At 68.8% G+C, this 13,151-nt stretch carries 10 protein-coding genes; 4 read left to right on the top strand and 6 right to left on the bottom strand.

The genetic code is table 11. The features are described from left to right. Nucleotides 1-186 precede the first annotated feature (186 nt). The gene (locus tag ACESMR_RS13655) at nucleotides 187-723 is read right to left on the bottom strand and encodes a c-type cytochrome (RefSeq protein ID WP_373047632.1); all 537 of its coding nucleotides are present in this window, start codon (nucleotides 721-723) and stop codon (nucleotides 187-189) included. 121 nt (nucleotides 724-844) lie between these two features. On the opposite strand from ACESMR_RS13655, the gene ACESMR_RS13650 reads away from it, so the two are divergent. Further along, nucleotides 845-1,795 (top strand): class I SAM-dependent methyltransferase, encoded by a 951-nt coding sequence (locus ACESMR_RS13650; RefSeq protein WP_373047631.1) that lies wholly within the window; start codon nucleotides 845-847, stop codon nucleotides 1,793-1,795. A gap of 212 nt (nucleotides 1,796-2,007) precedes the next feature. Further along, a complete protein-coding gene (hrcA, locus tag ACESMR_RS13645) occupies nucleotides 2,008-3,051 on the top strand; it encodes a heat-inducible transcriptional repressor HrcA (RefSeq protein ID WP_373047630.1) in 1,044 nt (347 codons plus the stop codon). Here the strand turns inward: hrcA and ACESMR_RS13640 are convergent. Then, nucleotides 3,048-3,368: a hypothetical protein gene (locus ACESMR_RS13640; RefSeq protein WP_373047629.1), complete on the bottom strand. Its 321-nt coding sequence runs from the start codon at nucleotides 3,366-3,368 to the stop codon at nucleotides 3,048-3,050. The two genes, hrcA and ACESMR_RS13640, sit on opposite strands and share 4 nt — an antisense overlap. 325 nt (nucleotides 3,369-3,693) lie before the next feature. On the opposite strand from ACESMR_RS13640, the gene ACESMR_RS13635 reads away from it, so the two are divergent. Continuing rightward, a complete protein-coding gene (locus ACESMR_RS13635; RefSeq protein WP_373047628.1) occupies nucleotides 3,694-4,728 on the top strand; it encodes a hypothetical protein in 1,035 nt (344 codons plus the stop codon). A gap of 91 nt (nucleotides 4,729-4,819) precedes the next feature. After that, nucleotides 4,820-7,510, top strand: a complete 2,691-nt coding sequence (locus tag ACESMR_RS13630; protein WP_373047627.1) for a choice-of-anchor D domain-containing protein — start codon at nucleotides 4,820-4,822, stop codon at nucleotides 7,508-7,510. A gap of 292 nt (nucleotides 7,511-7,802) precedes the next feature. Here the strand turns inward: ACESMR_RS13630 and purT are convergent, their stop codons facing one another. The 4 genes from purT to lspA all read right to left on the bottom strand — a co-directional run bounded on the left by purT (nucleotide 7,803) and on the right by lspA (nucleotide 13,130). Then, the gene (purT, locus tag ACESMR_RS13625; protein WP_373047626.1) at nucleotides 7,803-8,984 is read right to left on the bottom strand and encodes a formate-dependent phosphoribosylglycinamide formyltransferase; all 1,182 of its coding nucleotides are present in this window, start codon (nucleotides 8,982-8,984) and stop codon (nucleotides 7,803-7,805) included. 320 nt (nucleotides 8,985-9,304) lie between these two features. Beyond that, complete coding sequence (locus tag ACESMR_RS13620; protein ID WP_373047625.1) at nucleotides 9,305-11,071, bottom strand: bifunctional metallophosphatase/5'-nucleotidase; 1,767 nt, start codon at nucleotides 11,069-11,071, stop codon at nucleotides 9,305-9,307. 33 nt (nucleotides 11,072-11,104) lie between these two features. Then, complete coding sequence (locus ACESMR_RS13615; RefSeq protein ID WP_373047624.1) at nucleotides 11,105-12,265, bottom strand: prolipoprotein diacylglyceryl transferase; 1,161 nt, start codon at nucleotides 12,263-12,265, stop codon at nucleotides 11,105-11,107. Nucleotides 12,266-12,272: 7 nt separating this feature from the next. Continuing rightward, nucleotides 12,273-13,130 (bottom strand): signal peptidase II, encoded by an 858-nt coding sequence (gene lspA / locus ACESMR_RS13610; RefSeq protein WP_373047623.1) that lies wholly within the window; start codon nucleotides 13,128-13,130, stop codon nucleotides 12,273-12,275. Between the last annotated feature and the right edge of the window lie 21 nt (nucleotides 13,131-13,151).

The following is a 13,151-nucleotide window of genomic DNA, read 5'->3' as shown; positions in this document are numbered from 1 at the left end:
TCGCGGCTTCACTACCCGCTTCTTTCAGCGGCAGCCTCGCGACCGACGCCTTGCGGTTCATGTGGGTCGCTGCGACCAGCTTCCCAGAGGACTTGCACCTCCTAGCCAAGGCCCATGCTGGGCACACAAACGGCGAAAGCCGCCCCCGGGGGAGCGGCTTTCGGTGCTGCGAGGCGAGTGCGCGAATTACTTCGCTGCGCCGCCCTTGCCCATCTCGCGGACGAGCTGCACGAGGCCGCTGACGACCTCCGGCTTGCCGGCGAGCTGCGGATTGCCCGGCATCAGCGGGCTCTTGCCCACGGCGGGGCCGCCCTCGACGATCACCTTGGCGATGTGCTCGTCGGTCACCGACTTCTGCCACTCGGCGTCGTTGAAGGAGCGGGGCTTGACCGGGAAGCCGGCGGAGGCAGGGCCGTCGCCCGCGCCCTGGGGGCCATGGCAGGTGGCGCAGACGGTGCTGAAGGTCTGCTTCGCCTCGGCCAGGGCCTCGGGGCTCACCTGGGCAGCGGGAGCGGCGGCTGCCGCGCCACCGGCGCCGGCTGCACCTGCGGCGGGGGCCTGGGCGGCGGGCTGCTGCGCTGCCGGCTGCTGCTGCTGCGCAGGGGGCTGCTCCGGCGCCGGCTTCGGGTTGGGCTCACCCTCGGGGCTCGGGCAGCCGGCGAGGCCGAGCAGCGCCACGGCGGCGAGGATCTTCATCGAGGCATTGCGCATGCTGCGTGCCATGGATCTCTCCTTCTCGTAGGGATCACGTTCTGCGATCGCAGGCGGAATCGCTTGGCAGCTTCGAGGTGTCGCGTCAAGGTTCCGGCTGATTCGTTTGTTGTGAACAAGGGGCCCTTCTGTGGTGGATGAGAGAGATCGGCGTGACAGTCCCTTCGCCAACCGGCTGCGCAAGGTGGCCCCGCAGCGGATGCGCTGGGCGAAGCGGCAGGGGCTGACCGCCTTCCGGCTCTACGACTCCGACATCCCGGAGTACCGCTACGCGGTGGACTGGTACGCAGGCCGCATCCACGTCGTGGAATATGCGCAGCGCGGGGGCCGCGGGCCGGGCAAGCAGGCGCAGCACGAAGAGGTGCTGCAGGCGATCGAGCAGGTCCTCGGCGTCGCGCCCGAGCACGTCTACGTGAAGCAGAAGGCGCCCAAGGTCTGGGGCCAGCAGCAATACGAGAAGCTCGGCGCCCGGGACGAGCGCTTCGTGGTGGAGGAGGCGGGGCTGAAGTTCCAGGTGAACCTCGGCGACTACCTCGACACCGGTCTCTTCCTCGACCACCGCAACACCCGGATCCGCGTCGGCGCCGAGGCGAAGGGAAAGCGCTTCCTCAACCTCTTCTGCTACACGGGCGCCTTCACGGTCCACGCAGCTGCCGGTGGCGCGGTGGGGACCACCTCGGTGGATCTCTCCAACACCTATCTCTCCTGGCTCGAGGAGAACCTCCGGCTCAACGGGCTGGGCGGAACGCAGCACGAGCTGGTGCGATCGGACGTCACCCGCTGGCTCTCGCAGGTGCGGGGCCGGAAGTGGGATCTCGCCGTGCTCGATCCCCCCTCTTTCTCCGCCTCCAAGAAGATGGAGAGCACCTTCGACGTGCAGCGCGATCACGCGCAGCTCGTCGACGACACGATGGCGCTGCTCGAACGCGACGGCGTCCTCTATTTCTCCACCAACTTCACCGGTTTCGTCCTCGACCAGCGGGCGCTCGGCGCCTTCCGCTTCGAGGAGATCACCCCGGCATCGATCCCCGAGGACATCCGCAACAAGAAGGTCCACCGCTGCTGGCGGGTCACCCGGAAGTAGCCGGGGCTTGCGCGGGGCGGCCCGGGGCACGAGTTGCAGGCCTGCCGGCAGGCCCCTATCTGATCGGGAGGGCGCTCCCGTGGCGGGGGCGCGGGACGCCTGGTCGGATGGTGGCCGAGAGGAAGAGAAGGCGCAGGCAGGGCGGCCGGTTGCCGCTGCGGGCAGCGGCGCGCTACGGTGCGGGAGAACGACCGATAGAGGACACGCGGGATATGCTGGCCCAGGGCAATCCGGACATCTCCCGGCGGGACCGCGAGATCCTTCGGGCGATCATCCAGGACTTCATCACCACCGGTGAGCCCGTGGGCTCGCAGGCGATCGCGCCGCGCTGCGACGTCTCCTCCGCCACCGTGCGCAGCGCGATGGCAGACCTCGAGGAGCTCGGCTACCTCGCCAAGCCCCACACCTCCGCCGGCCGCATCCCCACCGACAAGGGCTTCCGCCTCTACGTCGACAGCCTGCTCCGCACCAGGGCGCCGGGGCCGAAGGAGCGGGAGCGGATCGAGGCGGGGCTCCACGCAGCCCTCGGCGCCGACCTGGTCGCCGACACCGGCAAGCTGCTCCACGAGATCACCCACCACGCCGCCCTCGTGGTGGCGCCGCATTTCGAGCAGGACCTGCTCCGGCGGGTGGAGTTCGTGAAGCTGCGGGAGGATCGGATCCTCGCCGTCTTCGTCTCGCAGGCGGGGCTGGTGCAGAACCGGCTGATCACCGTCGACTTCCCGGTGGGCAGGGCCGAGCTCGAATACGCCGCCAACTACCTGAACGACAAGCTGGGCGATCTCGGCCTCGAGCAGATCCACGCGCGCCTGCGGGCGGAGCGCGAGGCGGAGCAGGCGCTCTACGATCGGCTCCACCGGAGCGCGATGCAGCTCGCCGACGCGGCCTTCGCCGACCACGCCGCGCCCGAGCCCGAGGTGCGGGTCGAGGGCGAGGCGAGCTTCCTCGACGAGCCGGCCTTCGCCGCCGACGTGGAGAAGATGCGCAAGCTCTTCGCCGCCCTGGCGCAGAAGGACCGGGTGCTCCACGTGATGCGGCGGGTGATGGAGGGCCGGGAGATACGGATCTTCATCGGCGCGGAGAGCGAGTTCTCCGAGGTGCCGGGGCTCTCGGTGATCGCCGCGCCCTATACCCAGGGCGAGAAGGTCCTCGGCGCGCTGGCGGTGGTCGGCCCGGTGCGGATGAACTACGGCAGGGTGATCCCGCTGGTGCAGTACACCGCCCGCGCGGTCTCGAAGACCTTCGGCGAGGGTTAGATCAGCTCCGCCAGGTGGGCGATCGCGATCCGGCGCAGCTTCAGGTAGCGGTTGTCGTCGATCCCGAGCGCTTCGATCGCCTCGATCAGCGCATCACCGGCAGGGCCCAGCTCCGCCGCCCATCGCGTCGGCCAGTGGTGGCGGTAGCCGCGCAGCCAGGCGAGCAGCGGCTCGCGCCGCGACGGATCGAGGCGGTCGGGGTCGATGGTGGCGAGCGCCTCCCGCACCCGCTCGTCGGAGAAGCATGCGGCATCCCGCCGGTGCGGCGCACCGTCCGGCAGACCCATCTCGATCAGCTGCTCCCAGGCCTCGTCCACGGGGCTAATGTAGCGTCATGGCCCCTGCCCTCCAAGTGTCGCATGAGGCTGGTATCGACCGGCTGCGGAAGGATGGCACGGAGCGGGTCCGGTGGCAGAGCTCTGCAAGCGCGCGGTGTTGGACTCCAGCCGCTTACGCGGGCATCCAACCATCAGTCCCCGGCTTTTTGTCCGGAGGCCTGCAGCCGGCCATCCCTGGGGCGTGGCGGCAGTGCGCTTGGGCTTCGCCTTGGGTGTCCTCCCGCTCCCGACCCAGGTGGGCTACCCTGCAGTGGTGTCGCCTGACGCTGACCACGGACACGTGGCGGCCAAATGGGGAGCTCCCGTGGTTGCGTTCGGCAAGCATGGGGAGCTCTGGCTCGATGACGCAGGTACCCTGATCACGGCCACGCAGACCCCGCTCGAGGGATGGGATCCTGAGGTAGACGGCTCAACGCTCGTCTTTCAGACGACGAGGAACGCAGCTGGAACCCAAGAGTACTCGATCTATGCGTTGGATATTGGCACAAGCGGGTCGGTACCGTATCGACTGTCTCAGCAGTCCAGCAGCCTTACCTCGTCATCCGGCTACGTGAACACCACCATCGACGAGGGACTTGCTGCATGGCAGCAGGGCTCTTATGGCTCGCGCATCCAATGGCGGGCCATCGGGACGTCTTCCCTGACGACCTTTGATGCTGCGGTCGAATTGGGGCACGGCTACTACACGCAACACCCTTCCGTTTGGAACAATCCGTTCGAACGAGCCGTCATTGCCGCCCGGACTGAGAAATGGGACCCGAACGCCGGCACTGTTCGCATGGGAGTAGTAACGCTCGATGTCGATGGCAGTCGCTTCGAGACTGTCGTGGATGAAGCGTACCCACCGCCCATTGCGTCAAGCTCCCCCTCCGACCCGAGGAGCCTGGTGCCGCACCTGGCGGCGGGCCGACTGACCTACGTCAAACAGAACGCTATTTATTACCGCGACGGAGTGCGTGAACATGCGCTCGCCGATCTTGATTTCAAGAGCTTTTCAGCTGTCTACCCGGAACACCAACTCCAAGGTCTGCCCGTCTGCGGTGAGTACTACTATCCGCGGGTTGGCGGTACGACCGGGCAGTACATCCTGTGGAGTGGCGTAGACTGCGAGGACGGTTACCGTGTCCTCTACCTGACCAACACGAACACCGGGCTGACGTACTTCGTAACAGATGGTGTTGGTGGACGTGACGTGACGGACTGGTCCGCAGTACCGTACGACATCGAGGAAAACGTGATCGTCTACCAGGTGGACAACGGTCAGTTTCCCTCTGTGGCGATTGAAGTCACGATGATCGACGAGTCGCAGTTGGTTTCGCTCCGCGCCTTCGGACAGTAGGGAGCACAGCATGCGGGCTTCACTGTGTCTCGGGCTTATGGCCGCGATATTCTCCGTTGGCTGTAGCTCCGGACAGACGGCGGACGTGCGTGTGGAGCTCGAGGCCACGCCCACTGCGCTGGAATTCGGTGCGCTCTTCGTGGGCGAGCGCGCGACGAAGAACTTTCTCATCAGCAACCAGGGCCGGATATCAACGCAGGCTGTCGTGGAAATCGATTCGGCCGCGTTTCGCGCAGATGCCACGGCAGTCAGCCTCGCGCCCGGCGAATCGAGGCGCATCGGCGTGACCTACAGCCCGGTAGAAGCAGCCGACGACCGGGGTACGCTTGGTGTACGTGCTGCTGGCGCCGACCGGAAGATCGCGTTGTCTGGACGGGGTGTGGAGCGCCTCTTCGAAGCGGAACCGACGCTGGATCTCGGCTCGGTACGCGTGGGTGAATCGTCGACCCTGCCGCTTCAACTGCGGTCGCTTGCCGCGCTGGACCTCGAACTCTCGTTGGAGTTGCGCGGCTCCGAGGCCTTCACGACCGGTTCGCCGAAGGTGGGGCTCCCCGCCGGCGCTGCGATCGAGGTGCCGGTGACGTTCGCGCCCGCGGAGCCGTGGGCCGCCCACGCGGTGCTGGAAATCTCGGCTTGCACGGATTGCCCCCGAGCACGGGTGCAACTGATCGGCGAAGGGCTCGGGCGAGCGTTGCGCGTCGCACCCAACCCGATCGAATTCGGACCGGTCGCCTACTACGTGTCGCGTTCGCAGGATGTGCACCTGCGTAACGAAGGCAACGAGACGATCGCCTTCGCTCCCGTCGAACTGGAGGGCAGCGACGCGTTCTCGATCGCCACTCCCGCGCTCGTCGACCTCGCTCCGGGCGAGAGCACGACGCTGCAACTGCGATTCAGGCCACGGGCGCTGGGGCCCTTGCAGGCGACACTCCACTTCCGGGCGGACGATAGCAGAATCCTGTCTAGCGTGCCGGTCCGTGGCGATGGGGGAGGCCCCATTCTGTCGGTGGAACCGGGCGTACTCGACTTCGGAACCCAGCCGATCGGACGCAGCGTGGAGCGGTCGTTCCTGCTCAGGAACAGCGGACAGCCAGTGCCCGTGGCGATCCGGTCCGTGCGGATCGAGGGGCCGGACGCGGGCGTCTTCTCCGTTGGTGCGTTCGAGCCCGATGTGAGGGATATGGGGAGCGCCGTCCCGATCCGTTTCCAGGGAGAACGCGCCGGCACCTTCGAGGCGAGGGCCGTGGTGACGACCAACGACCGCTGGCAGCCCCACTTCGAGGTTGTGCTCGCGGCACGTGCGCTGGCAGGAGCCGGCTGTGAAATCATGGCGATTCCAGGCGTGCTGCACTTCGGCCAGGTTGCCGTGAACCGCCGTGACGAGCGGCAGGTGCTGCTCGTGAACAACGGTACTTCCGAGTGCGTGGTCTGGGACGTCGGAATCGATCCCGCCGGCTCGTCTCTCTTCCGTCTCGCCACACAGCCAGCCGACACCGTCGTCGTTGGCCCGGGAGAGTCGCTGCCGCTCGTCGTGCGTTTCGATTCCCAGGGTACGAATGGTCAGCTCGTCCGTGGGGGCCTCCGCTATTCGTACGGCGCGTTTGGGCGCCAACCGGCACGTGTCGCACTCGATGCGGTCACGACAGACATCCGAATCGGGACCGACCCGTCCAGTTTCGCGTTCGGTCAGGTGCCCGTCGGCGCAGCGAGCGTGCGGCGGGTCCGGGTCACCAATGAAAGCGCTACGTGGCTCCTGCCCGGCAGCATCGCCCTTGCCGCAGGAGGCAGCAGCACGATGCACCTTCTGCCGGGCAGCACGGTCGTACCGGAAGACTTCCCTGCGGGCGCCTTTTTCGACGTCGACCTTGCGTTCACGCCCACACGTGGCGGTTTCGAGCGGTCGCAGGTCGAGCTCACCTTCGACGTCTTCGAGGCCGATCCGGACGTGACGCGGATCGACGCCTGGGGCGAAGGCGTTGCCTGCGGGGAGGATTGTGCCTGGCCACGTGCGATCTGTCCCGACGAGGTGACGGTGGTCGCCCGCCAGCCAGCGACGCTGGTAGGGCGCGGGGTCCATCCGCTCAACTCATCCCTCAGCTGCAGCTGGCGGGTGGTTGCGGAACCGGATCATGCCGGTTCGCGGATCGAGGAGCCGGCCGTCTGCACGACCGAGTTTCGTCCGAAGATCGTGGGAAGCTATGAGGTCGAGCTGTTGGTGCACGATGCACAGGGTCGCGCGGATACCTGCACGACGCTCGTCCATGCAACACCGCCGGGTGGGCTCTGGATCGAGACAGTATGGGAGCCGGCTGAGGATGTTCGCATGCTCCTCCTGCATGATGCAGCTGGCCAATCGTCTAACCGCGAAGCATGGACGGGGAGCGGTCTCCGCTGCGTAACTGCAATGTGCCACTCGGATGCAGCGAGCTGCACCAGCGACGACTGGGACGCACCAGGCCGCAACGATGATCCAATCTGTTGGGTCGCGGCGCAGCCGACCACAATGTACCGCGCGCCGCCAGAAACGCTTTACATCGAGGCGCCGGCAGTCGATCACCTCTACCACCTCGGAATCCATTACAACCTCTACTATGGCTACCCGGCGCCACCTCCCCCCTACGTCGACGCCTCCGTCCGCATCTTCTGCGGCGGTCATCTCCGCCATTCGATACAAGATCGGTTCCTCGCATTGGACGAGCTGATCGTTGTTGGTTCCATCGCCTACGATGCCACTGGCGCGTGTTCTTTGGCGCAATCCAGCGTCCGAATTCCTGATTTGTGATTGAACGATGGAAGTTTTGCCGACGCCTAAGGGGTCGGCCGCTGCCGCAATAGCGACAGTTGGTAACTCTTCTACGGGCTTGGAGCCGGGTGGTTAGCAGGTAACGCTAATACACTAGGCGCGCGCAGACGCGCTTGCGGGAGTCCTGTATCGCTCCCGCTGCAGCACACGCCACGCGTGGAAGGGCTCAACCACTGCAGCGGACGTTTGGTGCGCGTGCGAGTGAGGATGCTGTGGAGATCAAGAGCGCTGCGCTCGCAGCGCGGCGCGACCGTCTGCGCCGGCTGCTCGATTAGAGCTCGACCCGTACCGCCGCCGCGGCGGTGGTGGCCTTCGCGCGGGCCTCGTCGATGGAGTCGGCCAGCGCCAGGGCCACGCCCATGCGGCGCTTGCCGTGGAGCTCGGGCTTGCCGAAAAGGCGCAGCGCCGTGTCGGGCTCCCGCAGCGCCGCGTCGACGTTGGCGAAGGCCGGGGCGGTGGAGTCACCCTCGGGCAGGATCACCGCCGAGGCGGCGGGGCCGTGCTGGCGGATCTTCGGGATGGGCAGGCCGAGGATCGCCCGGACGTGGAGGGCGAACTCGGAGAGGTCCTGGGAGATCAGGGTGACCAGGCCGGTGTCGTGGGGCCTGGGCGAGACCTCGCTGAACCAGACCTGATCGCCCTTCACGAAGAGCTCCACGCCGAAGATGCCGCGGCCGCCGAGGGCGCCGGTCACCGCCCGGGCGATCCGCTTCGACTCCTCGAGGGCCATTTTGCTCATCGGCTGCGGCTGCCAGGACTCCACGTAGTCGCCCTTCACCTGCCGGTGGCCGATGGGCTCGCAGAAGGTGGTGCCGTCCACGTGGCGGATGGTGAGCAGGGTGATCTCGTAGTCGAAGTCGACGAAGCCCTCGACGATCACCCGGCCCCTACCGGCTCTGCCCCCCTCCTGGGCGTAGGTCCAGGCGGCGCCGATCTCCTCCTCGCTCCGGACCAGGCTCTGGCCCTTGCCCGAGGAGCTCATCACCGGCTTCACCACGCAGGGAAGGCCGATCGCTTCGACCGCCGCCCGGTAGTCCGCCTCGGTGTCGGCGAAGCGGTAGGGCGAGGTGGCCAGTTCCAGCTCCTCGGCTGCGAGGCGGCGGATCCCCTCGCGGTCCATGGTGAGGCGGGCGGCCCGGGCGGTGGGGATCACGGTGCGCCCCTCGGCCTCGAGTTCGAGGAGGGTGGCGGTGGCGATCGCCTCGATCTCGGGGACGATGAAGTCGGGCTTCTCCAGCTCCACCACCCGGCGGATCTCCGCGCCGTCGAGCATGTCGATGACGTGGGAGCTGTGGGCGACCTGCATCGCCGGGGCGCCGGGGTAGCGGTCGCAGGCGATCACGTGGACGCCGAGGCGCTGGGCCTCGATGGCCACCTCCTTGCCGAGCTCGCCGGAGCCGAGGAGAAGGAGCCTGGTTGCGGTGCGGGTGCGGGGCGTGCCGAGCGTGACCACGGAGACCTCCGGGGGTGGGGAGGCCGGCTACCTACCAGCGCCGGTGGCAAAGCGTCCACCGGCGCAACCGAACCCCGCGCAGGAGGCGCTGCAACCCCGCGGAAAGAGGGCGCTTCGATTCGAGTGATCCGAATCGCGAGGTGCGTGCATGTATAGGTCGCTGCTGTCGTCGGGGGATGCCAGCAGCCGGCGCCGGGGGGTCCGGGGCCGGGCGATAAGCGAGCTCCTGGGTACTAGGCACACCTGCGGGACTCGACACGCGTCGCAACGGCTCCGGGTGGTCCGGGGCCGTTCGGCGTTAAGGGGTCCGGATCGCGGGATCAGCGCCCCGGGGGGCAGGCGGGGGCGACGCCCTTCAGCTCGATCCGCCCCCTGGCCGGGAGCGCCACCGGCCCCCGCCCCTCGAGCCAGCGCACGAAGGCATCCCGCTGGATCGGCTCCGCCTCGAGGTGGACCACGCTCCCCTGCGGCAACCGGGTGACCAGCCGATCCCAGCCGCCGCCGCCACCGGCGAGGAAGTCGTTGGTCACCACCGCGTAGTCGGCCTCGTCGTCCACCCTCTTTCCGTGGACGAGGATCTCCACCACCCGGTCCCGGTCGAGGGGCGTCACCAGCCCGTCGCCGTCGAGGTCCTCGCTGGCGCAGGCGCCCGGCGCCCCCTGATCGACCACCACCCGGATCCCCGCGCTCACCTGCAGGCCGCCGTGGACCCCGGCGAAACCGGCGCGGATCAGCTGGCGGAGCTCCCGCCCCTTCACCCGGAGCAGGCTGAGGCGGTTGTCGAAGGGGAGCGTCTCGAAGACCTGCCCGAAGGTGACCTCACCCTCGGGCAGCTCGGCCCGCAGGCCACCGGAGTTGGTGATGGCGAGGTCGGCCTCCGCGATCGCCGCCCGCATCGCGTCGGCGACGAGGTTGCCCACGTCGCTCTCGCCGTCGTAGTCGAGGCGCAGGGTGGTCGGGAGCACCGCCCCCAGGGGCCGGGCCCGCTCCGCCGCCACCGCCGCGAGGCGCGGGGCCACGAGCCGGGTGATCGCCTCGTCGGCGACCACCGCCTCGCCGCGGAAGCGCGCCGGCACGAGGCGCCCTGCAGCGCCGCCCTGCGGATCGCAGCGCTCCGTCCCCTCCACCTGCGCGGCGCAGATCTCGATCCCCGCCGCCATCCGCGTCGCCGCCGGGATCACCCGGCGGGTAACCGGATCGATGGTGAAGTCGAAGGTGCCGAAGGCCTTGCCCAGCGCCCCCGACTCGATGATCGGCACGCCGTTCACCACCGTCGCCACCACCCGGTGGGTGTGGCCGCCGATGGCGCCGTCGTAGAGCCCGGCGGGAAGACGGCGCACCACCTCGAGGAGCTCCCCCTCGCAGCCGCCGTCGACGCAGGTGCCGCCCATGTGCGCCAGGAGCAGGAGCACCTCGGCGCCTGCCTTCCGGAGCCGGCGCCCCTCCTCGATGGCGGCGACCACGGGATCGGTGAAGCGCACCGTCCGCACGTTGGCGGCGATGGTGACCTGCGGCGTGTCCGGGGTGGCGAGGCCGACGATGCCGATGCGCACCCCGCCCCGCTCGATCAGCGTGGAGCGCTCCATCCAGTCGGGGATCCGGTCGGCCTGCCGCTCGTAGAGGTTGGCGGCGAGGAGCGGGAAGCGCGCCTCGGCGGCGCGGGCCTTCAGGGCGCCGAGGGGATCCTCACCTGCCGGTGCCACCATGGCAGGGCCCACGGGCCCGAAGTCGAATTCGTGGTTGCCCACCGCTGCGGCGTCGTAGCCCAGGGCGTTGTAGGCCTCTACCACCGCAGCGCCCTCGGAGAGGTTGGAGGCCAGGGTGCCCTGCCACATGTCGCCGGCGTCGAGGAGGACCACCGGCCCCTGCGCGCGCAGCACCCGGAGGTAGCCGGCGAAGCGATCGACGCCGCCCACCGGCACCACCGTGCCGTCTGCCGCCCGGTCGTCGTGGCCGTCGAGCCAGCCGTGGAAGTCGTTGGTGGCGACGACGGTGAGGTGAATCGGCGCGGCAGGATCGGCGGGCTGCGCCGGGGTGGCGGCGCAGCCTGCGGCGAGGAGGAGGACGAGCGGGAGGAGCGGGCGCATCTTCTTCGGCCTCCGGCACGGCCCGACCAGCGATCAGGCCGCTGCTGCAGGTGCCGCGGGCACCGCCGGCGCGGCGCTGCGGGGCTTCCAGAGGAAGAAGAGCACGGCGCCGAGGACAACCATGCCGACACCCACCAGCTGCGAGGTGGAGAGGAGGACGGGATCGACCTCCGGCCAGCGCAGCAGCATGCCGCGGCCCCAGTCGCCACGGAAGGTCTCGATCGAGAGGCGGAGCACCGCGTAGAGCATCAGCCACATCGCGAGGATCTGGCCGTGGAAGCGCTTGTTCTTCCGGAAGAGGAGGAGGATCGCGAAGAGCGCCAGCTCGCCCAGCCCCTCGTACATCTGCGTGGGGTGGAGCGCCGGGGTGTGGCCGTGCTCGGCGATGAAGGAGGCCCACTCCGGGCTACGCGCCATCTCACCGTGGGCGAGGGCGCCCTTCGGGAACTCGGCGCCGAAGAGGAAGTTCGCGTTCTCGCAGACCTTGCCCCAGCAGCAGCCGGCGGCCATGCAGCCCATGCGGCCGAAGAAGTGGCCGAGGGCCACCACCGGGATGCAGATGTCGGCGAGCGCCCGGAAGTTGATGCCGTGCTTGCGGGCGTACCAGACCGAGGTGAGCGCCGCGCCGATGAAGCCGCCGTAGAAGACGAGGCCGCCGCTGGTGAGGTCGAAGATCCGCGACGGGTTGGCGCCGTAGCCGTTGGGGCCTTCCCAGTTGACCACGATGAAGAGGAGGCGGGCGCCGACCATGGCGCCGGCGAGGATCCAGAAGGAGAGATCGAGCAGGTGCTCCCGGGCCATCTTGCCCGTGTAGGTGCCGGCGTCACCCTTCTCCCGGGCCGCCTGCCGCAGCGTCGGGGCGCCGGGGAGGTAGAAGGCCAGGCCGTCGACGCTCGCGTATTTCTCCGCGGCCCTGGCGGCGAGGTGGATGCCGAAGAGGAAGCCCAGGGCGATCATCAGCCCGTAGGTGTGGAGCGGGATCGGCTGCGCCTCGAAGGGCGTCTTGGTCGAAACGAACCACGCCCCGAGGAGGAAGGCGAAGGCGCCGGCGACGATGGGGCTGCCGAGGCTCTTGCCCTCGCCACGGTTGTAGACCATCCGGCCCACCACTGCGGCGGCGACCACTGCCAGCACGTAGGCGAGCACGCCGAGAACCGCCGAGGGAACCGTCCACGGAAAGACCAGGGGGTGCATCGCGCGCTTACTCCTTCTGCCCGTGGGTCACGGGGCGAGGCTCGGAAAGACCACCTGCTGCGGCTCGGGTTCCGTTCGCTTCCTCGGCTGCACGCTCGGGGGCCGACTCGTCCACCACCAGGGCGCCGTCGGCGTTCACCGCCACCGGCCGCGGACCTGCCGCCTCCTCGCGGACGGGGAAGAGCTCGTCCTCGTGCGCAGCTGCGGCGGGCGCTTCGTCCAGCTCGATCCAGGGCCGCGGAGCCCCGGCGGGCTGCGCATCCGGCGTCGCCTCCGCCGGCTCCTCCTCCACGAGGGAGCGGTTCCTGCCGAAGAGGCTCTGGGAGAGGAGGAGCGCCACGCCGACGCTGATGCCGATGTCGGCGACGTTGAAGGTGGGCCAGTGGAGCCGCGGGTCGTTCTTCCAATGGACGTCGATGAAGTCGATCACGTAGCCGCGGAGCAGCCGGTCGAGGAAGTTCCCCACCGCGCCGCCCAGCACCAGCGCGAGCGCCACCTGCAGCAGCCGCTGGCTCTCCGGCAGGCGCCGGAAGAAGAGCAGCATGAAGGTGATGGCGAAGACCGAGACCACCGCGAAGAAGGGCACGCGGTAGCGGTCGTCGAGGCCGCCGAGCATGCCCCAGGCGGCGCCGGGGTTCTCAACGTATTTGAAGCGCAGGTGGTCGCGCTGTGCGACCACCGGCCTCGTCCGCAGGCGCTCGAGCTTCTCGGCGCCGAGGAACGTCGCGACCTGCTCCGAGATGGACGAAGCCTGCTCCATCTCGAAGGCGCGGGTGAGCCGCGCCACCGCCCAGAATTTGGTCGCCTGATCGATCACCAGCACCAGCAGGAAGATCGAGAGCAGCAGTCTCCAGCGCGCGGCCAAAACGTTCCTTCTTCGAGCGGA

The sequence above is a fragment of the Vulgatibacter sp. genome, assembly GCF_041687135.1.
In the GTDB taxonomy this organism is placed as follows: Bacteria; Myxococcota; Myxococcia; order Myxococcales; family Vulgatibacteraceae; genus JAWLCN01.
Note: the sequence above shows the minus strand (reverse complement) of the source record. Positions and strands in the feature narration are given on the sequence as shown.

Bases quoted from the DNA above. Each gene is read 5' to 3' on its own strand.
- ACESMR_RS13615 (WP_373047624.1), bottom strand. From the start codon at position 12,265: ATGCACCCCCTGGTCTTTCCGTGGACGGTTCCCTCGGCGGTTCTCGGC.
- hrcA (WP_373047630.1), top strand. From the start codon at position 2,008: ATGCTGGCCCAGGGCAATCCGGACATCTCCCGGCGGGACCGCGAGATC.
- ACESMR_RS13655 (WP_373047632.1), bottom strand. From the start codon at position 723: ATGGCACGCAGCATGCGCAATGCCTCGATGAAGATCCTCGCCGCCGTG.
- ACESMR_RS13620 (WP_373047625.1), bottom strand. From the start codon at position 11,071: ATGCGCCCGCTCCTCCCGCTCGTCCTCCTCCTCGCCGCAGGCTGCGCC.